Annotated in this window: 23 protein-coding genes and 1 other annotated feature; of the genes, 18 read left to right on the forward strand and 5 right to left on the reverse strand. The window is 62.7% G+C overall.

From position 1 onward, the window contains the following. Positions 1-72 precede the first annotated feature (72 nt). Both ruvX and H8S62_RS11575 read right to left on the reverse strand, forming a co-directional pair. On the reverse strand, positions 73-492 hold the full coding sequence (gene ruvX, locus H8S62_RS11570; RefSeq protein WP_186919446.1) for a Holliday junction resolvase RuvX: 420 nt from the start codon (positions 490-492) through the stop codon (positions 73-75). After that, positions 473-847: an autorepressor SdpR family transcription factor gene (locus tag H8S62_RS11575; protein WP_186919447.1), complete on the reverse strand. Its 375-nt coding sequence runs from the start codon at positions 845-847 to the stop codon at positions 473-475. Before H8S62_RS11575 ends, ruvX begins: the two co-directional genes overlap by 20 nt. Before the next feature lie 360 nt (positions 848-1,207). Here H8S62_RS11575 and rpmG point away from each other — a divergent pair, with 360 nt between their 5' ends. From rpmG to rplL, 7 genes are all read left to right on the forward strand, one after another. Beyond that, positions 1,208-1,372: a 50S ribosomal protein L33 gene (gene rpmG / locus H8S62_RS11580; RefSeq protein WP_173023872.1), complete on the forward strand. Its 165-nt coding sequence runs from the start codon at positions 1,208-1,210 to the stop codon at positions 1,370-1,372. 47 nt (positions 1,373-1,419) lie between these two features. Then, positions 1,420-1,746 (forward strand): preprotein translocase subunit SecE, encoded by a 327-nt coding sequence (gene secE, locus H8S62_RS11585; RefSeq protein WP_155150790.1) that lies wholly within the window; start codon positions 1,420-1,422, stop codon positions 1,744-1,746. Between the two features lie 10 nt (positions 1,747-1,756). Next, positions 1,757-2,281: a transcription termination/antitermination protein NusG gene (gene nusG, locus H8S62_RS11590; protein ID WP_155150793.1), complete on the forward strand. Its 525-nt coding sequence runs from the start codon at positions 1,757-1,759 to the stop codon at positions 2,279-2,281. Positions 2,282-2,471: 190 nt separating this feature from the next. Beyond that, positions 2,472-2,897 carry a 50S ribosomal protein L11 gene (rplK, locus tag H8S62_RS11595; protein ID WP_155150796.1) on the forward strand — a complete coding sequence of 142 codons (426 nt, stop codon included), beginning with the start codon at positions 2,472-2,474 and terminating at the stop codon, positions 2,895-2,897. A gap of 19 nt (positions 2,898-2,916) precedes the next feature. After that, a complete protein-coding gene (rplA, locus tag H8S62_RS11600; protein ID WP_155150799.1) occupies positions 2,917-3,609 on the forward strand; it encodes a 50S ribosomal protein L1 in 693 nt (230 codons plus the stop codon). 145 nt (positions 3,610-3,754) lie between these two features. Then, positions 3,755-3,885 (forward strand) — a sequence feature (ribosomal protein L10 leader region). 74 nt (positions 3,886-3,959) lie between these two features. After that, positions 3,960-4,505: a 50S ribosomal protein L10 gene (gene rplJ / locus H8S62_RS11605; RefSeq protein ID WP_186919449.1), complete on the forward strand. Its 546-nt coding sequence runs from the start codon at positions 3,960-3,962 to the stop codon at positions 4,503-4,505. 55 nt (positions 4,506-4,560) lie between these two features. Beyond that, positions 4,561-4,932, forward strand: a complete 372-nt coding sequence (rplL, locus tag H8S62_RS11610; protein ID WP_155150804.1) for a 50S ribosomal protein L7/L12 — start codon at positions 4,561-4,563, stop codon at positions 4,930-4,932. Positions 4,933-5,016: 84 nt separating this feature from the next. Here the strand turns inward: rplL and H8S62_RS11615 are convergent, their stop codons facing one another. The 3 genes from H8S62_RS11615 to H8S62_RS11625 form a co-directional block, all read right to left on the reverse strand. Beyond that, positions 5,017-5,634: a class I SAM-dependent DNA methyltransferase gene (locus tag H8S62_RS11615; RefSeq protein WP_186919450.1), complete on the reverse strand. Its 618-nt coding sequence runs from the start codon at positions 5,632-5,634 to the stop codon at positions 5,017-5,019. Next, positions 5,624-6,190: a phosphatase PAP2 family protein gene (locus H8S62_RS11620; RefSeq protein ID WP_155150810.1), complete on the reverse strand. Its 567-nt coding sequence runs from the start codon at positions 6,188-6,190 to the stop codon at positions 5,624-5,626. Before H8S62_RS11620 ends, H8S62_RS11615 begins: the two co-directional genes overlap by 11 nt. A 168-nt stretch (positions 6,191-6,358) precedes the next feature. Further along, a complete protein-coding gene (locus H8S62_RS11625) occupies positions 6,359-6,907 on the reverse strand; it encodes a DUF4330 domain-containing protein (protein ID WP_155150813.1) in 549 nt (182 codons plus the stop codon). A gap of 166 nt (positions 6,908-7,073) precedes the next feature. Between H8S62_RS11625 and csaB the strand changes: the two genes are divergently transcribed. The 11 genes from csaB to H8S62_RS11680 all read left to right on the forward strand — a co-directional run bounded on the left by csaB (position 7,074) and on the right by H8S62_RS11680 (position 20,088). Beyond that, complete coding sequence (csaB, locus tag H8S62_RS11630; protein WP_155150816.1) at positions 7,074-9,311, forward strand: polysaccharide pyruvyl transferase CsaB; 2,238 nt, start codon at positions 7,074-7,076, stop codon at positions 9,309-9,311. Between the two features lie 115 nt (positions 9,312-9,426). After that, positions 9,427-10,515 (forward strand): glycosyltransferase family protein, encoded by a 1,089-nt coding sequence (locus H8S62_RS11635; RefSeq protein WP_243141869.1) that lies wholly within the window; start codon positions 9,427-9,429, stop codon positions 10,513-10,515. 400 nt (positions 10,516-10,915) lie between these two features. Beyond that, entirely contained in the window at positions 10,916-11,404 is a 489-nt protein-coding gene (gene purE, locus H8S62_RS11640; RefSeq protein ID WP_155150819.1) for a 5-(carboxyamino)imidazole ribonucleotide mutase, read from the forward strand. A gap of 223 nt (positions 11,405-11,627) precedes the next feature. Further along, complete coding sequence (locus H8S62_RS11645) at positions 11,628-12,314, forward strand: phosphoribosylaminoimidazolesuccinocarboxamide synthase (protein WP_155150823.1); 687 nt, start codon at positions 11,628-11,630, stop codon at positions 12,312-12,314. Between the two features lie 75 nt (positions 12,315-12,389). Beyond that, positions 12,390-13,811 carry a phosphoribosyltransferase family protein gene (locus H8S62_RS11650; protein WP_186919452.1) on the forward strand — a complete coding sequence of 474 codons (1,422 nt, stop codon included), beginning with the start codon at positions 12,390-12,392 and terminating at the stop codon, positions 13,809-13,811. A gap of 144 nt (positions 13,812-13,955) precedes the next feature. Then, positions 13,956-14,996, forward strand: a complete 1,041-nt coding sequence (gene purM, locus H8S62_RS11655; RefSeq protein ID WP_186919453.1) for a phosphoribosylformylglycinamidine cyclo-ligase — start codon at positions 13,956-13,958, stop codon at positions 14,994-14,996. A 125-nt stretch (positions 14,997-15,121) separates the two neighbouring features. Continuing rightward, positions 15,122-15,757 (forward strand): phosphoribosylglycinamide formyltransferase, encoded by a 636-nt coding sequence (purN, locus tag H8S62_RS11660; protein ID WP_155150832.1) that lies wholly within the window; start codon positions 15,122-15,124, stop codon positions 15,755-15,757. A 93-nt stretch (positions 15,758-15,850) separates the two neighbouring features. After that, a complete protein-coding gene (locus H8S62_RS11665) occupies positions 15,851-16,558 on the forward strand; it encodes an IMP cyclohydrolase (protein WP_155150836.1) in 708 nt (235 codons plus the stop codon). Positions 16,559-16,645: 87 nt separating this feature from the next. Continuing rightward, positions 16,646-17,818: a phosphoribosylaminoimidazolecarboxamide formyltransferase gene (locus H8S62_RS11670; RefSeq protein ID WP_207723512.1), complete on the forward strand. Its 1,173-nt coding sequence runs from the start codon at positions 16,646-16,648 to the stop codon at positions 17,816-17,818. A 71-nt stretch (positions 17,819-17,889) separates the two neighbouring features. After that, the gene (gene purD, locus H8S62_RS11675; RefSeq protein ID WP_155150841.1) at positions 17,890-19,146 is read left to right on the forward strand and encodes a phosphoribosylamine--glycine ligase; all 1,257 of its coding nucleotides are present in this window, start codon (positions 17,890-17,892) and stop codon (positions 19,144-19,146) included. Positions 19,147-19,317: 171 nt separating this feature from the next. Then, positions 19,318-20,088 carry a helix-turn-helix domain-containing protein gene (locus tag H8S62_RS11680; RefSeq protein WP_186919455.1) on the forward strand — a complete coding sequence of 257 codons (771 nt, stop codon included), beginning with the start codon at positions 19,318-19,320 and terminating at the stop codon, positions 20,086-20,088. Positions 20,089-20,182 lie beyond the last annotated feature (94 nt).

Consider the following 20,182-nt stretch of genomic DNA (forward strand, 5'->3'; position numbering starts at 1 on the left):
GGGGCAAAACGCTTGTACGGCGCAACGCGCCGCCCCACGCTGTGGGGCCCCGACGCGGACGCCTCCACTGTGTCAGCACCCCATCCGCTTTCTTGTCAAATATCCCTCCAAAATCAGCGTGGCCGCTACGGCGTCCACGTTTTTTTTATGGTCCTTCATCTTTTTCCCCGAGGTATGGAGAATGGCGTGGGCCTCCACGGTGGTCCTGCGCTCGTCCCAGAGGACGGGTGTCAGACCGGCGGCCTCCGCTACCCGTGCCGCGAACGCCCTGTACAGCTCCGCCCTGGGCCCCTCCGTGCCGTCCATGTTCCGCGGAAAGCCCATCACCAGCTCCTCTACCGCGTGTGTCTTTGCCAGCCGGGCGATCTCCGCCGCCACGGCCTCGCTCTTCCGGCTCTGAATGACGGTGGTATACCCCGCCAGAAGGCCCGTGGGGTCGGAGATGGCGATGCCGGTCCGGGCGTCGCCATAGTCAATTGCCATAATCCGCATAAATTTGTTTACTCCTCATCTTAGTTTCAGGTACGGCGCCGGCGGCAGGAACATCGGGTCGTAGAAGAGCGCCCTCGTCCGCTTCATCTCCGCTCCCCTCCTTAAATTGTCCCAGCCACAGCAGCAGTTCTTCCAAAACTGAGGTATTCAGTCCATAATAGATAAAATTCTTATATCTCTCCTCATAAACAAGCCCCGCCTTCTTGAGCTGGTTCAGATGGTAGGAGATCGCCGCACCCGTCAGTGCAAAGTGCCCCGCAATCTCTCCCGCCGGCAGCTTTTCCTCCCGAAGCAGGAGCAGAATCTCCCGCCGGACCGGGTCCGACAGGGCGCGAAAGCTCTCAGCAAACCCCATCGTTTCACCTCCCGGCGTCTATTTAAATATTTCTTTAAATAGATGGTAGCATATCCGCCTCTCCTTTGCAAGCTGAATTTCTAAGCCGATAATGCTTGACTTTTCCATTTTCCTGTGATAACCTATTAGTACCTATGAACAGGGCTCTTTTTTTGTGCGCATTTTTACGGTGTGATGACGTGCAAAACCCTGCACCGCTCAGACGGACATAGGGAGGCAGACCATGCCGGATCCGCACCGTGACGTTTTGGGGACATGCCATGGGCATATTCTCTGCGTTGCTGGATTCGGCCTATTGGGCCGCATCCGGCTTTTTTTATGCCCCGATGCGTCCCGGAATCATAAAGGAGGTGCCGACAAGTGGCAAAGGCAGGCAACCGGGTAAAGATCACCCTGCGCTGCTCCGAGTGCAAGCAGCGTAACTACAACACGTTCAAAAACAAGAAAAATACCCCCGACCGTCTGGAACTGAATAAGTACTGCCCCTTCTGCAGGAAGCATACGGTCCACAACGAGACCAAGTAATGAGCTTTACGAATCATATGGCTCACAAGAAAGAAGGGTGTATCTGAATGTCTGAATATGATAAGCTCGACCAGAACGAGCTGGAGGAAGAGGTCGTAGAGGCCCCCGCCGCCCCTGAAAAAGCCGAGAAGAAGAGCAAGGACACGGACAAGAAGGCTGACAAGAAGGCCAAGCCCGGTTTCTTTGCCCGCGTCGGCAAGTGGTTCAAGGAAATGAAGAGCGAGCTGAAGAAAGTTCAGTGGCCCACCAAAAAGACCGTCGTAAAGAACACCGGCGTGGTTATCGCCTGCGTCATTGTGGTCGGCGTCTTCATCTGGGTGTTCGACCTCCTGGCCAACTCGGTGGTAGGCGCTCTTCTGAGACTCTTCGGTTAAGGGGCGCATCATGGCTGATAGTGCAAAGTGGTATGTCGTGCATACCTACTCCGGCTATGAGAACACCGTCGCCGCCTCCATTGAGAAGGCGGTGGAAAACCGTGGGATGCACGAGCTCATTCAGGAGGTCAGCATCCCTCTGGAGACCGTCACCGAGATTACCGACAACGGCCCCAAGACCGTGGAGCGCAAGGTCTTTCCCGGGTATGTGCTGGTGAAGATGGTGATGACCGACGAGACCTGGCATCTGGTGCGCAACGTCCGCGGCGCCACCGGCTTCGTCGGCTCCGGCAACAAGGCCATCCCCCTCTCCGAGGCCGAGATCGCAGCCCTGGGCGTTGAGAAGCGCGAGGTTGTGGTCGGCTACGAGGTGGGCGACAACGTCAAGATCACCGACGGCGCGCTGGAGTCCTTCCTGGGCGTGGTCGACGAGATCGACATTGAGCGCAGCAAGGTCCGCGTGGTTGTATCCATGTTCGGCCGGGAGACTCCCGTCGAGCTGGAGCTGGACCAGGTGGAGCCCGTAGAGATGTAAGCACACCCGTTCCCCACCCCCGTCCACCCCACAGGGCGGAGGGGCATCCGGGGGAACCGGCGCCCCCGGATGGCACGGCGGAGGGCGCCAGAGCGGCTTATTGTTCCCGCAGGAGCAATCCGTGTCTTAGTGGGAGACACGCCCACGGCGTGTCGTCCAACCACATTTATCGTAGGAGGTGCTGTTTCAAATGGCACAGAAAGTTACTGGTTACGTGAAGCTGCAGATTCCCGCCGGCAAGGCGACTCCGGCCCCCCCGGTCGGCCCCGCCCTCGGCCAGCACGGCATCAACATCGCCGCCTTCACCAAGGAATTCAACGAGCGCACCAAGAATGACGCCGGCCTCATCATCCCCGTCGTCATCACCGTCTATGCCGACCGTTCCTTCTCCTTTATTACCAAGACTCCCCCCGCGGCCGTTCTGATCAAGAAGGCCTGCAACATCGAGTCCGGCTCCGGCGTCCCCAACAAGACCAAGGTAGCCACCATCAGCAAAGAGGACGTCCGCAAGATCGCTGAAACCAAGATGCCCGACCTCAACGCCGCCAGCGTCGAGGCCGCTATGAGCATGATCGCCGGCACGGCGCGCTCCATGGGCATCGTGGTGGGCGACTAAGGCGAAGGAGGTATAGGAAATGTTTAGAGGCAAGAAATATCAGGAGAGCGCCAAGCAGATCGACAAGGCCGCTCTGTACGATACCGCTGAGGCGATGGAGCTGGTCGTGAAGACCGCCCCCGCCAAGTTTGACGAGACCGTCGAGCTCCACGTGAAGCTGGGCGTCGACTCCCGCCACGCCGACCAGCAGGTCCGCGGCGCCATCGTCCTCCCCCACGGCACCGGCAAGACCGCCCGCGTGCTGGTCTTTGCCAAGGGCGACAAGGCCGACGCCGCCCGTGAGGCCGGCGCCGACTTCGTCGGCGAGATGGACATGGTCGAGAAGATCCAGAAGGAAAACTGGTTCGACTACGACGTGGTCGTGGCCTCCCCCGACATGATGGGTGTGGTCGGCCGTCTTGGTAAGGTCCTGGGCCCCAAGGGTCTCATGCCCTCCCCCAAGGCCGGCACCGTCACCCCCGACGTAGCCAAGGCCGTCAAGGAGATCAAGGCCGGTAAGGTCGAGTACCGCCTGGACAAGACCAACATCATCCACTGCCCCATCGGCAAGGTCTCCTTCGGCCCCGAGAAGCTCGCTCAGAACTTCAACGCTCTGATGGGCGCCATCATTAAGGCGAAGCCCTCCGCCGCCAAGGGCCAGTATGTGCGCAGCTGTGTCTGCGCCTCCACCATGGGCCCCGGCGTGAAGATCAACGCCGCCAAGCTGGTGTAAATCAGCTCCCGGCGCATCCAACGCCCCGGGTCCGGGGTGTAATTCTCCTTCCGCCGGCGCGGAAACTCTGCGAGGCTTAGCAGGCGGGGGCGAGCCCCCGCCTGGCCTTGCGAAACTTTGTAGTTGACAGCCTGTCCGCAGGGTGTTATACTATATTTCGTGTTCAGAGACAGCAGGTGGCTCTATGCCGTAAGTCCTGCCGAGAATGCAGTATAAACGTCTGTTTTGTGCTGTTTTGTGTCTTTGGATACGAAGCGGCACTTTTTCTTTATCCCAGCGCGCGGCCGCGCAGGCGGCCGCATGCGCGAACAATCGCGCACAGCGCAATTTTTACTGGAGGTGAATCCCAAATGCCTAACGCAAAGGTTCTGAGCGAGAAGCAGGCCATCGTGGCCGAGCTGACCGAGAAGATCAAGGGCGCCGCCAGCGGCGTTCTGGTGGACTACAAGGGCATCACTGTGGCGGAGGACACCGCTCTGCGCGCCGAGCTGCGCAAGAACGACGTGGACTATGCCGTGGTCAAGAACACCCTGCTCCGCTTCGCCGCCAACAACTGCGGCATGGAGGCCCTGGATGAAACCCTGAACGGCACCACTTCCCTGGCTGTCAGCGCGGGCGATCCCATTGCCCCCATGCGTGTCGTCAACAACTTCGCCAAGAAGTTCAACGGCGCCAAGTTCACCATCAAGGCCGGCTTTATGGACGGCAAGGTCCTCTCCCTTGAGGAGATCAGCGCCCTGGCTGAGCTGCCCTCCAAGGAGGCTCTGCTGGGCCAGGTCCTGGGCACCATGCTGGCCCCCATCACCAGCCTGGCCATCGTCCTGAAGGCCATCGCCGAGAAGCAGGGCGGCGACCTCGAGGAGGCCGTGGCTGCCGAGGCTCCCGCCGCCGAGTAAGCGGCCGCACAACCCCACTTATTTTAAAACAACATTTATTAGGAGGTAACATATCATGGCTTCTGAGAAGATTACTGCCCTCATCGAAGAGGTTAAGGGCCTGACCGTTCTGGAGCTCTCCGAGCTCGTCCACGCCCTGGAGGAGGAGTTCGGCGTCTCCGCCGCCGCCATGGCCGCTCCCGCCGCCGCCGCTGCCGCTCCCGCTGCTGAGGAGAAGACCGAGTTCGACGTGGTCCTCGCCGAGATCGGCGCCGAGAAGATCAAGGTCATCAAGGTCGTCCGCGAGATCACCGGCCTGGGCCTGGGCGAGGCCAAGGCGCTCGTCGAGGCTGCCCCCAAGGCTGTCAAGGAAGGCGTCAGCAAGGACGAGGCCGAGGAGCTGAAGAAGAAGATCGAGGAAGTCGGCGCCAAGGTCGAGCTGAAGTAAGAACTTCTTTTAACCCATTGAAAATGTCCCCCCGTCGTAAGACGGGGGGACATTTTTTGCTCGGCGGAACTTATACCCGCCGCCTTATGGCTTCTCCCCCCGCATGAGAAAGAGCGAGTAGGGCACGTCCTCGTCGGTCAGCCGCTTCACGCCTGTGAAAGCGGTGCGGACGCTCACTTCCCGGAGTCCGGCCCGCTCCAGCTCAGCGGCCATCCAGGCGCGGTCAAAGCCGTTGTAGCCGTCAAAGCCCTTGTCCTCCCTGTGGAAGCGCCCGTCCTCGGCGTCCAGATCGATGAGGAGGAACGTCCCCCCCTTTTTGAGCAGGGGGGCAACAAGGGCAAGCTCCCCGGCAATATCCCGGATGTGGTGGAAGACCATGGAGCTGTAGATAAGGTCAAATTTCCCCCGGTACGCCTCCCCCTCCAGGTCCTTTACCTCAATTGGGCGCACATTTTTTATCCCCGCCCCCGCCAGCTTCTCCCCCAGCGCCTTCTGCATGGCAGCCGCGGTGTCCGCCGTACAGATCTCCATGAAGTACGGGCACAGGCCAAAGGTCAGCAGGCCCGTGCCGCTGCCTATTTCCAGCGCGGTCTTCCCCCGGGCGTCCCCGATCTCCCTCCGTATCTCCTCCACCAGGGCCGCAGCCCGCCTCGTCCGCTCGGGCGTGTCCCAGCCGGCCGCCTTCTCGTCGCTAAAGTACATTGCGCTTCCCCCTGTTCTCTCTCAGCCGGAGCAGCCGCCCCAGCAGCTTCCATGCCAGCCACCCGCATATGAGCCCAATTGCCATCCCCACCAACACGTCAGAGGGGAAATGGACCCCCACATAGAGCCGGGAGAGTCCCATGAGCGCCGCCAAAATCACGGCGGTCACGCCCATCCACTTTTTCGGCAGGGCTCTTGCCCAGGCCGACGCCGCGGCAAAGGCCGCGCAGGTGTGGCCCGAGGGGAAGGAATTGGGATCGTTCTCCACCACAAGGTGGAAAAGCCCCTCCACCGTGAGCCAGGGCCGCGGGCGGGCCACCAGATGCTTGAGAACCACATTCGTGCACAGCGCCCCCAGTATCAGCGCCAGAATCCCCGCAGCTCCCGCCTTGCGGGTCTTTTTGAAGAAGAGCATCCCCAGGGAGAGCACAATCCACATCAGGCCCGCATCCCCCAGCTTGGTGTAGAAGCTCACGATGGGCGTGAGCAGATCGCTGCGGACAAACTCCTGAATCCACAGGAGGGCGCCGCCGTCCAGTTGTATCAGCCAGTCCATAGTGGCCTCCAAATTCAAATAGAGTAAGCAGGAGAAAACGCCGGACAGGTCTTACATCCGGCAGAGGCCGCGGCTCCCCGGAGCCGCACAGCCCGATTCCCCATCCGTCTTCCTTTTTCGCCAAAAACCAGGGCGGGAGCTCGCGCTCCCGCCCTGGTTCTATTTCTCTTAAGCTGCGGGAGCAGTCGTAACAGGCTCGCAGGTGAGGATGATGCCGTTGACCAGCTCGAAGGTCTTGGTCTTAATGATATGGCTCTTGCCAATGCGGACCTCCTGAGTGCCCACCTTCTGGGTAATGGCGTTCTGGATCTCAGCCCGCATCTCAAAAATCACGTCCACATAGTTGCCCTCCTGGGCCATGACGATGGTGCCGTCGTCCATGGGAACGCCCTCCATGTGGGGCTGGGAGGTGACGGAGAGGACCTCGCTGCCCGCGAGCATGGCGCCGTCGGCCATGAGCTGGGTATGCTCGCCGCCCAGGGCCACCTCGGCCTCGATGGCGCTGTACACCTCCGGCGTGACCCGGTAGACAATGGCGGAGTACTCAATCTGGCTGGTGGCGGCCTCCCCGGGCAGGCCCGACGACCTGTTGGTGAATTTCAGGAGCAAAAATACCGCCACGGCCACAATCAGCAGCAGCACAACAATGTCGATAATGTTAATCTTACCGAAGAGCCGTCCCTTTTCGTCAAACACTTTTCCCTTTTTTTCGTTCATCCTGATGATACCTCCAAGGCAATTGTAGATGGAAGACTGTTGTAAACGGTCAGTTTTATGGTACAATAAATAATTGGCAGCCGGCAATTAAGCCGCATATGACATCCAAGGTATTGTACCATACTTCCCCATTCATTAACAAGTCCTTTTTGGAGGCTATCGATATATGAAGGTCATTCACTTAATTTCCGGCGGCGACAGCGGCGGCGCCAAGACCCACGTACACATGCTCCTGCAGAATCTGTGCCGCACGCCCGGCGTGGAGATCACCATGGTCTGCTTTATGGAGGGTCCCTTTTCCGAGGAGGCCCGGGCCCTGGGCATCCCCACTGTGATTTTTCCCGGCCGCAACATTCTGCGGACCTACTCCGCCCTGAAAAAGCTGATTCGGGAGGGCGGGTACGACATCATCCACTGCCACGGCGCCCGGGGCAACATGATGGGCGCCCTGCTCCGCCGGGCCACCGGCCTGCCGGTGGTGACCACCGTACACTCCGACTACCGTCTGGATTACATGGGCCGGCCCCTCTCCCGGGCGACCTACGGCACCATCAACACCCTGGCCCTGCGTCGGCTGGACTACCGCATCGGCGTGTCCGACGCGATGGTGGATCTGCTTATCTCCCGTGGCTTCGACCCGGACAGGCTCTTCCCCATCTATAACGGCATCGACTTTACCCCCCGCACCCCCTCCATGAGCCGGGGCGAGTACCTGGCGAGCGTGGGGGCCCACTGGCCGGACGACTGCGTCATCGCGGGCATCGCGGCCCGACTGAACCCCGTGAAGGACATTCCCACTCTGGTCCGCGGCTTCGCCCGCGCCCATGAGCGCTGCCCCAGGCTGCGCCTGCTTATCGCGGGGGACGGCGAGCAGATGAACGAGCTGAAAAACCTGGCGGCCTCCCTGGGCGTGAAGGAGGAGGTCTGCTTCGCGGGGTGGGTGTCCGATGTGGACAGCTTCTATCACGCGCTGGACATCAATACCCTCACCTCCCTCTCCGAGACCTTCCCCTACTCCCTCACCGAGGGGGCACGCGCCGGTCTGCCCACCGTGGCCAGCCGGGTGGGAGGCGTGCCCTACCTCATCGACCACGGCGTAAACGGCTTTCTCTTTGAGGCCCAGGACTACGAGACCCTGGCCAGGCACCTGGCCGTCCTGGCGGAGGACGCCACCCTGCGCGCCCATATGGGCGCGCGGCTGTACCAGAAGGGCAAGAACGAGTACTCCCTGGAGAGCACCCTCCAGCGCCAGCTCGATATCTACGGCGTCATTCTCCGCCGGGCGGCCAGGCCAAAAACCCGCCGGAGCGGCGCCCTGGTCTGCGGGGCCTATGGCCGGGGCAACGCCGGAGACGACGCCATCCTGGAGGCCATTGTCACAGAGCTGCGGCAGATCGACCCGGATCTTCCCGTCTGGGTCCTGTCCCGAAAGCCCTCCGAGACCCGGCTCACCTACCGCGTCAACTCCATCTACACCTTCGGCTTTCCCAAATTTCTCTGGCGGATGAGCAGGACCCGCCTCTATATCAACGGCGGCGGCTCCCTCATGCAGGACGTGACCAGCCACCGCTCCCTCTGGTTCTACCTCTTCACCATCTCTGCGGCCAAGATTCTGGGCAACAAGGTGCAGATGTACGGCTGCGGCATCGGACCCATCCACGACCAGTCCAACCGCGCCCGGGCGGCCCGGGTCCTCCAGAAGCGGGTGGACGCCATCACCCTGCGGGACACCCACTCCAAGGAGGAGCTTGCGGATATGGGGGTCACCAACCCGGAAATCATCCTCTCCGCCGACCCCACCGTCATCCTCCCCGCCGCCGGGGAGGAGGTCATCGACGGCGTGCTGGAGAACGAGGGACTGGACCCGGACGGCAGATATATCGGCTTCACCCTCCGCCCCTGGCCCGGCTTTGAGGAGAAGGCCCATATCTTCGGCCAGGCGGCGGACTACGTCTGGGAGAAGTACGGCCTCACCCCCCTCTTCCTCCCCATCGAGCGCCGGCTGGACGTGGCCGCGGCGGAGAAGGCCGCCGCCCATATTCAAAAGGCCCCCTGCCACATTTTGAAAAACACCGGCAGCAGCGACCACACCATCGGCCTTTTCGCCCGGATGCAGGCGGTGGTCTCCATGCGCCTGCACGCACTGGTCTTCTCCGCCGGGCAGGGCGTGCCCCTGGTGGGCGTGGTCTACGACCCCAAGATCAGCTCCTTCCTCTCCTATATCGGCCAGGACCTCTATACGGAGCTGGAGAACCTGACCCTGGAGGGCCTCTGCGCCCATATCGACGCCGCCTGCGCCCGCATCGGCGACACCGCCTTCCTCTCCGTGGGCGTGGACCGTCTCCGCCAGGTGGAACGGCGCAATTCCGAGGCGGCGAAAAAACTGCTGGAATGTGAAAAATAGCCGGCGAGACCGAACGGCAGTCATTGGTCCTGCACAGCTCATCCCTGCTGGAATACAAATTGCCCTCCCCCCGCCGATGTCGTTTTCATTTTCATCTCACCTGGAGGTCTCCGCGTTGAAACAGTATATTTGCCTCTCCTCCGAGCCGTGGGGGGCGGTGCCCACCCGCACCCAGCAGCTGATGACCCGGCTGCGGGGGGCGGAGGTGCTCTTTTTCGAGCCGCCCGCCTCGGGCAAAAGCAAGGACTACAAGAAGCCGGGCCGGAAGATGCGCCCCGGCCTGACGGTTTACACCCTGCCGAGCGTGCTGGAGGTGGACGAGAAGCACACCCGTCTCTTCGCCATGAGCCAGCGGCGCCTGGCGAGGTTCATCCTGGACAAGCTCTCCCGCCACCGCTTCCGTGAGAGCGTGCTCTGGACCACCAGCCCCGGGCAGGTCCATCTGCTGGATCTGCTGCCCTGCAAGGGCGTCATCTACGACTGCGACCGGGCCTGGTCGGCCTTTCCCCTGGAGTGGGAGAGCGATCTGGCCCTCTCCGCAGACGTCATCTTCGCAGCCTCCCCCGGCCTCATCGACCGTCTCTCCCCCTGCAACGACAACCTTGCCCTCCTGCCGGGTGGCGTAAACTATCCCATGTTCAGCCGGGACGGCCTGCCCACCCCCCCGGAGCTGCGGGGCGTGCGGGCTCCCGTTCTGGGCTGGGCGGGCACCATCCACCGGGACACCGACCTCACCCCCGCCCTCCAGGCAGTCCGGGACCTGCCGGACTGCGCCTTCGTCTTTGTCGGCGCCGTGGATGAAAAGAACCCCCTCTTCCCCCTTCTGCGGGAGTTCCCCAATGTGGCCTTCACGGGCTTCAAGCCCCTGGTCGACCTGCCCGACTATCTGGGCCGGTTCGACGTGTGCCTGGACTTCCTCCGGCGGCGGGACGTGGGCAGCGACATTATCCCCTGCCGGATTTATGAGTACCTCTCCACCGGCAAGCCCATCGTCTCCATGCTGTATGAGGACCAGGTGGAGGAGTTCCCCGACGTAATCTACGGCGCCCACACCCCCCAGGAGTACGCCCAGCTCTGCCAGCGGGCGCTTTCCGAGGCGGGCGACTGGGCGCGCCGCCGCCGCAGGGACTACGGCGAGGCCGCCGCCTGGAGCGGGCGCGCCGACGAGGTCTGCCGGATTCTGGGCAGCATCGGACTGTACTGAACGGGCAGGCGGGATAGAAAAACGCGGAGCGGGTCGCTGCGGAAACAGGCGCTTATTTCTTTGGAGAGCAGCTTTCGACTCTGCGGGGTCAATCGGGCGCGCCGCCGGCCGCGTCGAAAACACCCAATTGTTTTGGGACAATTGTCCCTTTCCTTGTGAAAGCCTACGAAAATGGTTTGAATCCCTTGTAAAGCCGCAGAAAATGCGATATATTGTATGCATTCTGGGACAAGGGGGATTCCTGATGTTGTTTGCCTGCTGTGCACACACCGTCGTCGACAGGGGTCCCAATGCGTCCACTTCACCAGCGTGACCAAGGTCAGGCCGTCCGTATGCCGGATGGCCTGATTTATTTTTTCCTTGACAAAAATTTTGTTAGCTATCTGGGAGGAATCATCGCATGAAAAAAGTTGCCGTCATCATGGGGTCGGACTCTGACTGGCCCGTCGTCAAGGGCGCCTGTGAGCAGCTGGGGTCCTTCGGCATTCCCTACGAGGCCCACATTCTCAGCGCACACCGCACCCCGGACAAGGCCGCGGCCTTTGCCAAAAGCGCCCGTGCCGACGGCTTCGGCGTACTCATCTGCGCGGCGGGGATGGCCGCCCATCTGGCCGGCGCTTTTGCGGGCAACTCCACCCTGCCCGTCATCGGCATCCCCATGAAGGGCGGCGCTATGGACGGGCTGGACGCCCTCCTGGCCACCGTGCAGATGCCCAGCGGCATCCCTGTTGCCACCGTGGCCATCAACGGCGCGAAGAACGCCGCCTTCCTTGCGGCCCAAATTCTCTCCGTCTCCGACGATGCTCTGGCCGCCCGTCTGGATGAGCACCGCGTCAAAATGGCCGCACAGATTGCGGAAAAAGAGGCCAAGCTCCAGGCGGAGCTCTAAAAATGCGGCGGGGCCTGGGCCTTGTCTGAGCAATGGCAATATGCCCGGCGGCGCGTAATAATTTCGTCCGGCAAGCAGTTTTTTCGCAGGAACCCTGACGGATTTGTTCTAAATACTGCGCCGTCCAGGCGGGAAAGGACCCGCCGAGTTGGGCGTGTCGGCGTTTTTCAAACAAGGCCCGGCCCCCGCCCTGAATTCTAATCTTATTTGGAGGTCATTCAATATGGAAAAGAAGCTTGTTTACACCGGTAAGACCAAGGACGTTTTCGCGCTGGAGAACGGCAATTACCTGCTCAAGTTCAAGGACGACTGCACCGGCAAGGACGGCGTATTCGATCCCGGCGAGAACTCCGTGGGTCTGACCATCGACGGCGTGGGCGACGTGAACCTGCGCATGTCCGTCTACTTCTTCGAGAAGATCAACGCCGCCGGCATCAAGACCCACTATGTCAGCGCCGACCTTGCCGATACCACCATGGAGGTTCTTCCCGCCAAGGTCTTCGGCCAGGGCCTGGAGGTCATCTGCCGCAACAAGGCCGTGGGCAGCTTCCGCCGCCGTTACGGCGAGTACATCGCCGAGGGCGCCGATCTCCCCTCCTATGTGGAGATGACCTTTAAGAACGACGAGAAGGGCGATCCCCTGGTCACCAAGGACGGACTGGTGGTTCTGGGCGTCATGACTGAGAAGCAGTATGACGACACCAAGGAGATGACCCAGAAGATCACCAAGATCGTCTCCGACGAGCTGGCCGCCAAGGGACTGGTACTCTACGACATCAAGTTTGAATTCGGCTACGGCGCCGACGGCAGCGTCATGCTCATCGACGAGGTGGCCTCCGGCAATATGCGCGTCTACAAGGAAGGCCAGTACGTGGACCCCATGACCCTCTCCAAGCTGTTCTTCGCCTAAGGAGCGCCTTCTGCGGGTGCGGCTCCCCTCACCGGGGAGCCTTGCTAACAATCAAACGGTTAGGAGAAACAGAGCATGGGCGGATTCTTTGGCGCCATCTCCAAGCGCGACTGCGTGCTTGATATCTTTTTCGGGGTGGACTACCACTCCCACCTGGGTACCCGCCGGGGCGGCATGGCGGTCTATGACCGGCAGGAGGGCTTTCAGCGGCAGATCCACAACATTGAAAACACCCCCTTCCGCACCAAGTTCGAGCGGGATCTGGAGGGCTTCCACGGCTGCTCCGGCATCGGCTGCATCAGCGACACGGACCCCCAGCCCCTTCTGGTGCGCTCCCATCTGGGCCTCTATGCCATCACCACCGTGGGCGTCATCACCAATGCCGAGCAGCTGGTGGACGACTTCTTTGCCGACGGCGCGGTCCAGTTCATGGCCCAGAGCTCGGGCAAGGTGAATCAGACCGAGCTGGCCGCAGCCCTCATTAACCAGAAGTCCAGCCTGTCCGAGGGCATCCAGTACGCCCAGGAGGTTATTGAGGGCTCCCTCACCCTCCTCATTCTCACCGCCGACGGCATCATCGCCGCCCGGGACCGGTACGGCCGCCTGCCGGTCCTCATCGGCAGGGACCCTGACGGCTACTGCGCCGCCTTTGAGTCCTTCGCCTACCGCAAGCTGGACTATGAGGACGCCTACGAGCTGGGCCCCGGCGAGGTAGTCCGCCTCACCCCGGAGTCCTGCGAGACCCTGGTGCCCGCCCGCGCCGAGATGAAGATCTGCGCCTTTCTCTGGAGCTACTACGGCTACCCCACCTCCGGCTACGAGGGCATCGGCGTGGAGTCCATGCGCAACCGCAACGGCGGGATTATGGCCCTCGCCGACCGGAAGCGGGGCCTCACCGAGGGCATCGACTACGTGGCCGGCGTGCCCGACTCGGGCGTGCCCCACGCGGTGGGCTATGCCAATCAGAGCGGCATCCCCTTCGCCCGTCCCTTTATTAAGTACACCCCCACCTGGCCCCGGAGCTTTACGCCCGACAGCCAGAAGGTCCGCAATCAGGTGGCCAAGATGAAGCTCATCCCCGTGCCCGACCTCATTGAGGGCAAGCGGCTGCTTTTTGTGGACGACAGCGTGGTCCGGGGCACCCAGCTCCGGGAGACCGTGGAGTTTCTCTACCAGTGCGGCGCGAAGGAGGTCCATATCCGCTCCGCCTGTCCCCCCATCATGTACCCCTGCAAGTACCTGAACTTCTCCCGCAGCAATTCGCCCATGGAGCTGCTGGCCCGGAAGACCGTCCAGGAGCTGGAGGGGGACGAAGGCCAGAACCATCTGGAGGAGTATGCCGACGGCGACACCGAGCGCGGCAGGGCCATGAGCGACTGCATCTGCAGGAAGATGCATTTCACCACCCTGGGCTTCCAGTCCCTGCAGGGCCTCATTGAGTCCATCGGCATCGAGCCGTGCAAGCTTTGCACCTACTGCTGGACAGGCAGAGAATAAATCAATAAGGAAAGGAAAGGGAGAGAGAAAAAAGCTGGTCGGGGAGATAGCGCCGCCTTATGCGGCCTTTCAGGCAGCCGCTCTGCCGAAACTCCACAATCATTCCATTTTTTCTATTTTCCCTTTTCTTGATAGGAGGCTTTTATGTCTATCTCCAAATCCGACAGCTACGCCGCCGCCGGCGTGGACGTGACCGCGGGCTACGAGTCCGTCAACCGCATTAAACCCCTGGTGGAGTCCACCTATATCCCCGGCGTGATGGGCACCCTGGGCGGCTTCGGCGGCCTCTTCGCCCCCGACACGGCGGGCATGGAGAAGCCAGTTTTGGTCTCCGGCACCGACGGCGTGGGCACCAAGCTGAAGATCGCCTTCCTCATGGACAGGCACGACACCGTGGGCATCGACTGCGTGGCCATGTGCGTCAACGATATCGTCTGCTCCGGCGCGAAGCCGCTCTTCTTCCTGGACTATCTGGCCGTGGGCAAGAATATTCCCGAGCGCATCGAGGCCATTGTCTCCGGCGTCACCGAGGGCTGCCGCCAAGCGGGCTGCGCCCTCATCGGCGGCGAGACCGCCGAGATGCCCGGCTTCTACCCCGAGGACGAGTACGATCTGGCCGGCTTCTCCGTGGGGATCGCCGACCAGGCCAGGATGCTGGACGGCTCCACCATGGAGGAGGGCGACCTTCTCATCGGCCTGAGCTCCTCCGGCGTCCACTCCAACGGCTTCTCCCTGGTGCGCAAGGTCCTTGGCGTGGACAGGGAGACCCTCTCCGCCCATATCCCGGAGCTGGGCTGCACCCTGGGCGAAGAGCTCATCAAGCCCACCCGCATCTACGTCAAGACCGTCCTGGGCCTGCTGGAGCGGGGCGTGCGCATCCGCGCCGTGAGCCACATCACCGGCGGCGGCCTCTATGAGAATGTTCCCCGCATGATGAAGGAGGGTCTCACCGCCCGCATCCAGAAGGGCTCCTTCCCCGTGCCCCCCATCTTCGACCTCATCGCCAAGCGGGGCAATATCCCCGAGCGGGATATGTACAACACCTTCAATATGGGCGTGGGCCTGGTGATCGCCATCCCCAAGGACCAGGTGGGCGAGGCCAAGGACATTCTGGTGGCCATGGGCGAGCATGCCTATGTCATCGGCTCCGTGGTCAAGGGCGGCGACGGCGTCGAGCTCGTCTAAGTCCGTCCCGGGGGGACTTCTTCCCCCTCTGTAAGGGCGATACTACAAAACCGGCGTACCCCACTGTCCGCAGGGGCCGCCCGCGTCCCCCCGTCTCCCCCAAAATCCGAATGGTTGGTGTTTTCATGCAAAAGCGTATCGCGGTCCTCGTCTCCGGTGGCGGGACCAATCTTCAGGCATTGATTGACGCCCAGAGCCGGGGCGAGCTGAAAAACGGTCTTTTGGCCGCGGTCGTCTCCTCCAGGGAGGGGGCCTTTGCCCTGGAGCGGGCCGCCGCAGCGGGCATCCCCGGCTATGTGGTGGCCCGCAGGTCCTTCCCGGACAACCGCTCCATGACCGCCGCCCTGGTGTCGCAGCTCAGGGCGCTGGACATCGACCTGGTGGTTCTGGCCGGCTTCATGCACATTCTCACCGAAGAGATGGTGGCGGCATACCCCAATGCCATCCTGAATGTCCATCCCGCCCTCATCCCCTCCTTCTGCGGCGCGGGGTATTACGGCCTCCACGTCCATGAGGCCGCTCTGGCCTACGGCGTGAAGGTCACCGGCGCCACAGTCCACTTCGTCAACGAGGAACCGGACGGCGGTCCCATCGTCCTGCAAAAGGCGGTGGATATCCGGGAGGGGGACACTCCGGAAGCCCTCCAGCGCCGGGTGATGGAGGAGGCCGAGTGGGTCATTCTCCCCAAGGCGGTCTCCCTCTTCTGTGAGGGCAGGCTCTCGGTCGACGGCAGAACCGTCAAAGTGAAAAATAAAGATTGAGTCGTGTAAAAGGCGGGGGCATTGCCGCCTGCTCAGGTCCGGCCTTTTTCCGGCCCTTCCCTTTTCACGCCGCATTTATGATTGGAGGTACTTATGGAGCTTTTGAATCTCTCCTCTCTTCTCGCTTCCAACCCCTACCCCGGCCGTGGCATCATGCTGGGCCGCAGCGCCGACAACAAGAAGGCTGTGGCGGCCTATTTCATCATGGGCCGCAGTGAGAATTCCCGCAACCGCATCTTCGAGGCCACGGAGGACGGTATCCGCACCCGGGCCTTCGACGAGTCCAAAATGACCGACCCCAGTCTCATTATCTACCACCCCGTCCGGGTGGTGGACGGCACCACCATCGTCACCAACGGCGACCAGACCGACACCATCGCCGATTCCTTCCGCAGGGGCGAGGGCTTTGTCCGCGCTCTGCGCACCCGGGACTTTGAGCCCGACGGCCCCAACTACACTCCCCGCATCTCGGGCATGGTCCGGCCCGGCGGGGCCTACCGCCTCAGCATCCTCAAGAGCACCGGCGGCGACCCGTCCTGCTGCCAGCGCTTTTTCTACGAGTACGATTCCCCCATCGCCGGTCAGGGCCACTTTATCAGCACCTACCGGACCGACGGCAGCCCCCTTCCCTCCTTCGAGGGCGAGCCCATTCCCGTAGCGCTGGATTCCGCCTGCCCCGCCTGCCTGGCCGACAAGCTCTGGGAGAGCCTGAACGCCGACAACAAGGTCTCCCTCTACGTCTCCTTCATCGACCTCGCCACCGGCGCGGCCGAGACCGTCATCAAGAATAAGCACGTATAACCCGGACGGGCGGCCCCCCAGGGCCGCCCCTACCCATTCAACATGTAGGGGCGGCTCCCGCGGCCGCCCGCATCTGGAGGTTTCATCATGACCGAACTGGAACTGAAATACGGCTGTAATCCCAACCAGAAGCCCGCCCGCATCTTTATGGAGTCCGGCGAGCTGCCCATCACCGTCCTGAACGGCAAGCCCGGCTACATCAACTTTATGGACGCCTTCAACTCCTACCAGCTGGTGAAGGAGCTGAAGGCCGCCACGGACCTCCCCGCCGCGGCCTCCTTCAAGCACGTCTCCCCCGCCGGCGCCGCCGTGGGCGCCCCCCTCACCGATGTGGAGAGGAAGATCTACTTTGCAGAGGGGATGGACCTCTCCCCCATCGCCTGCGCCTACGTGAAGGCCCGGGGCGCGGACCGGCTGTGCTCCTACGGCGACTGGGCCGCCCTCTCCGACGTATGCGACGAGCAGACCGCCGCCTATCTGGCCCTGGAGGTCTCCGACGGCGTCATCGCCCCCGGCTACACCCCCAGGGCCCTGGAGATTCTCAAGACCAAGCGCAGAGGCGGCTACAACGTGGTCCAGATTGACCCCGGCTATGTCCCCAAGGCCGTGGAGCACAAGGACGTGTACGGCGTCACCTTCGAGCAGGGCCGCAATAATTTTGAGATCAATGCCGCCCTTCTGGACAATGTGGTCACCGCCAACAAGGACCTGCCCGACCACGCCAGGCGGGACCTGATCCTGGCGCTCATCACCCTCAAGTACACCCAGTCCAACTCCGTCTGCTACACCAAGGACGGCCAGGCCATCGGCGTGGGCGCCGGCCAGCAGAGCCGCATCCACTGCACCCGTCTGGCGGGCCAGAAGGCGGACAACTGGCTCCTGCGCCAGCATCCCAAGGTCCTGTCCCTCCCCTTCGTGGACGGCATCCGCCGCCCTGACCGGGACAACGCCATCGACGTGTACATCTCCGACGAGTATGAGGACGTGCTGGCCGAGGGCGTGTGGCAGAATACCTTCACGGTAAAGCCCGAAATTCTTACCGCGGAGGAGAAAAAGGCTTGGATCGCCCAGCAGACCGGCGTATCCGTCGGCTCCGACGCCTTCTTCCCCTTCGGCGACAATGTGGAGCGCGCCCGCAAGTCCGGCGCGGCCTATATCGCCCAGCCCGGCGGCTCCATCCGGGACGACCACGTCATCGCCACCTGTGACAAGTACGGCATCGCCATGGCCTTCACCGGCATGCGGCTGTTCCACCACTAACCGGTTCTATCCGCTTCCTCTGCCGGCCCTCCGGGGCCTGCACGCTCTTATTTCATAAGGAGGTTTCCCCTATGAATATTCTTGTGGTCGGCGGCGGCGGCCGTGAACACGCCATTGTCTGGGCCCTCTCCAAGAGCCCGAACGTGAAGAAGCTCTACTGCGCCCCCGGAAACGGCGGCATCGCCGCTCTGGCCGAGTGCGTGCCCATCAAGGCCACCGACGTGGACGTGATGGCGGCCTGGGCCTCCTCCCACGCCATCGATTTCGTGGTGGTCGCCCCCGACGATCCTCTGGCCCTGGGCATGGTGGACGCCCTGGAGGCCGCCGGCATCCCCGCCTTCGGCCCCCGGGCCAACGCCGCCGTCATTGAGGCCAGCAAGGTCTTCTCCAAGAACCTGATGGAGCGCTACCACATCCCCACCGCCAAATATCAGACCTTTACGGACATGGACGCCGCCCTCGCCTACGTCCGCGCGGAGGGCGCGCCCATCGTGGTGAAGGCCGACGGCCTGGCCCTGGGCAAGGGCGTGGTGGTGGCCCAGACCGCAGCCGAGGCCGAGGAGGCCGTCCGCAGCATGATGGCCGACAAGAAGTTCGGCGAGGCGGGCACCCGCCTGGTCATTGAGGAGTGTATGACCGGCCCCGAGGTCACCGTCCTGGCCTTCTGCGACGGCGAGCATGTGGTCCCCATGCCCTCCAGCCAGGACCACAAGCGGGCCTTCGACGGCAACCGGGGGCCCAACACCGGTGGTATGGGGGCCATATCCCCCTCCCCCAACTACACGCCGGAGCTGGCCGCGCGCTGTATGGACGAGATTTTTCTCCCCACTCTGGCGGCCCTCAAGGCCGAGGGCCGTCCCTTCCGGGGCGTCCTCTACTTCGGCCTGATGCTCACCCCGGCCGGCCCCAAGGTGGTGGAGTACAACGCCCGCTTCGGTGACCCGGAGTGCCAGGCCGTCCTCTCCCTGCTGGAGAGCGACCTGTTGGAGGTTTTCCTCGCCTGCCGTGAGGGCACGCTGGACAAGCTGGACATCCGCTGGAAGAGAGAGGCCGCCTGCTGTCTGGTCCTGGCCTCCGGCGGCTACCCCGGCAGCTATCGGAAGGACTACCCGATTGAAGGACTGGACGATGCGGGCAGGACCGCCACGGTCTTCCACGCCGGCACCCGCCTGGCCGAGGACGGCCGGGTCCTGACCTCCGGCGGCCGGGTCCTGGGCGTCACCGCCACCGGCGCCACCCTGGACGAGGCCATCGACGCCGCCTACGCATCTGCCAAGCACATCTCCTTTACAGACATACAGTTCCGCACCGATATCGGGCGAAGCTAAGTTCCCGGGCGGGCCACACGGCCCGCCCGCTTTTCTGCGCCCTCCACACCCCTGCCGCCCTTATAGAAGGCCTGCGCAACCGCCGGTTGTCAAAATATACAGGGTTCTTGGTGGCCCTTTGCCCACCTCAGGTGCTATGCTGTAGACATCCCAACACAGGAGGAACCATCTATGTTTGAGCAGCGGCTCTACCGGCTCCGCAAGGAGCGGGGCATCTCCCAGGAGGAGCTGGCCGATATCGTGGGTGTCTCCCGCCAGGCGGTCCAGAAGTGGGAATCCGGCGCATCCCAGCCCAATATGGATAACCTGGTGGCCATCGGCACCTATTTCGGCGTCACCCTGGACTATCTTCTGAAGGGCACGCAGCCGCCCCTCGCCGGGGACCCTCCCCAGACGCAGACGGTCTATGTCCCCATGGGCTGGCACTATGAGTATAAGAGCCGCCGCACCCTCCTCGGCCTCCCCCTGGTCCATGTGAACCTGGGCCGCTACGGCATCCGCTGGGCCAGGGGAATCATCGCCGTGGGCAATGTGGCCACCGGCGGTCTGGCCGTCGGCGGCCTCTCCGCCGGGCTTGTCTCCATCGGCGGCTTTTCCCTGGGAGGGCTGGCGGTGGGCGGTCTCGCCGCGGGGCTCGCCGCAGTGGGCGGCATTGCCGCAGGCGTCCTGGCCGCAGGAGGCGTGGCTTTCGGCTGGCTGGCGGTGGGCGGCGTCGCGAAGGGGATCTACGCCCTGGGCGGCGCGGCGCTGGGGACCAACATCGCCGCAGGAGGGGCTGCCTCGGCCCATATCGCCATCGGGGACGCGGTGGACGGTGCGGTGACCTTCTCCACCCACGGCGGCGCTGAAATTGCAAAAAGTACGCTTCAAAACGCGATCTTGCAGGAGTTTCCCTCCATTCCCCGCTGGATTCTGCGTATTTTTACCGCTTTCGCGTCCTGAAGCCCGCACTCACAGGCGTACTTACCTGTTTTTAAGCATTACGACCCGATTTCGTAAGATTTCAGAAAGTCCGCCGTCAAAAACGCCTCCCGTT

The organism is Lawsonibacter faecis (assembly GCF_014287675.1).
Classification (GTDB): Bacteria; Bacillota; Clostridia; order Oscillospirales; family Oscillospiraceae; genus Pseudoflavonifractor; species Pseudoflavonifractor faecis.